This is a genomic window from Ferrovibrio sp., assembly GCF_029255545.1.
Taxonomy (GTDB): domain Bacteria; phylum Pseudomonadota; class Alphaproteobacteria; order Ferrovibrionales; family Ferrovibrionaceae; genus Ferrovibrio.
The window spans coordinates 1-1,757 of sequence record NZ_JANLJJ010000041.1; the positions used below are offsets into that span (position 1 = coordinate 1).

The 1,757-nt window shown below is 66.0% G+C and carries 1 protein-coding gene; it reads right to left on the reverse strand.

The window, feature by feature from the left end:
* On the reverse strand, window positions 1-1,754 hold a 1,754-nt coding region (locus Q1J79_RS08205), incomplete at its 3' end, for a hydantoinase/oxoprolinase family protein (RefSeq protein ID WP_300299095.1).
* Between the last annotated feature and the right edge of the window lie 3 nt (window positions 1,755-1,757).

Consider the following 1,757-nt stretch of genomic DNA (forward strand, 5'->3'; position numbering starts at 1 on the left):
CCGATCTTTTCCAGCACGCGGCCGAAGGCGGCGGCATAGGCGGCCTCGAAAGCAGACTTGATGCCATCGCGGGTCAGCTTTGCCGGTCTTGAGAAATCGCCGGGCAGCGGCACCGCAACCGTATGGGTCTGCCCCAGATACGACATATCGAGTTCAACCGTGATGCTGCGGCCCTCGAAAGCGATACCGGCTTGGTCGAGCAGCCGCGCGCCTTCCGCCGCTGCCTCACCGATGGCCGCGTCAAGAATGGCCGGGTCGGTGTCGTCCAGGGTCTTGTTCACCGTGCGCACAAAATCGTGCCGCATGTCGGCAATCACGCAGCCCAGAGCCGAGGTAACACCGGGGAAGCGCGGTACCAGCGCCGAGGCCAGGCCGACTTCCTTGATCAGCGCGCCGACATGCAGCGAACCGCCGCCGCCAAACGGCATGGCGGCGAAGTCGCGCGGGTTATGGCCACGCTCGATGGAAACCAGCCGGATGGCGCCGGCCATCCGCGAATTGGCCACCTTGATGCTGGCCTCCGCTGCCGCCATCACGTCGAGGCCCAGCGGCTCGGCGATGTGTTTGCGGATCGCCTCTTTGGCCGCCTCGACGTCCAGCCGCTTGAGCTTGCCACCAATGGGGCGTTCGGCGTCGATACGCCCCATGACGACATTGGCATCGGTGACGGTCGGGCGGTCGTTGCCCAGGCCATAGGCGACCGGGCCCGGATCGGAACCGGCGCTTTCCGGGCCGATCTGCAGGATACCGCCGCGGTCGATCCAGGCGATCGAGCCACCACCGGCGCCGATGGTGGTGATCTCGATCATCGGCGCGCGCACCACCATGCCGAAATCTATGGCGGTCTGCGCGCTCATGGCGGGTTCGCCGCCGGCGATCAGCGAAACGTCGAAACTGGTGCCACCCATGTCGCAGGTAACGACATTGGGGAAACCGGCTGCCACGGCAATATGCTGGCAGGCGATCACACCGGCAGCCGGACCGGACAGGGCCGTGCGCACCGGGCGACTGGCGGCGCTGTCGACGCTCATCACGCCGCCATTGGATTGCACGATCAGCAACTGACCACCGAAGCCGTCGTCCTGCAGGCGGCTTTCCAGCTTGCGCAGATAACTGCCCACCGGCGGCTGCAGATAGGCGTTCAGCGCCGCCGTGGACGTGCGTTCGAATTCCCGGATTTCGGGCAGGATGTCGGAAGATGCCGTGACATAGGCATTCGGCCACACCTCCTTCAGCGCCGCCAGCGCGATCCGTTCGTTTTCCGGATTGGCATAGGCATTCACGAATACGATGGCGACGGCCTCGGCGCCACGGGCAAGCAGGTCCTGCGCCACGCGTTTCACCTCGGCCGGATCGACCGCCTGCCGGATGCTGCCATCGGCCAGAACGCGCTCGCCCACCTCAAGACGCAGGTCGCGCGGCACCACCGGCATGAACTGGCCCCATAAGCCCCAGGTGCTGGGTCGATCGCGCCGACGCATCTCCAGAACGTCGCGGAAGCCACGCGTGGTGATGATGCCCGTGCGCGCGCCCTTACGCTCCAGAAGGGCATTTGTGCCTACCGTAGTGCCGTGCACGACCGTGGCGATCTGCTTCGGCTCGGCCCTGGACCGCAGGCCTTCGATGAAACCGGTGGCCTGGTCGCCGCGGGTGGATGGCACCTTGGCGATATCGATGCGGCCCTTGGCCTCGTCGAGGAAAAAGACGTCGGTGAAGGTGCCGCCGACATCGACGCCAACGGCAAAACGCGGGATGGT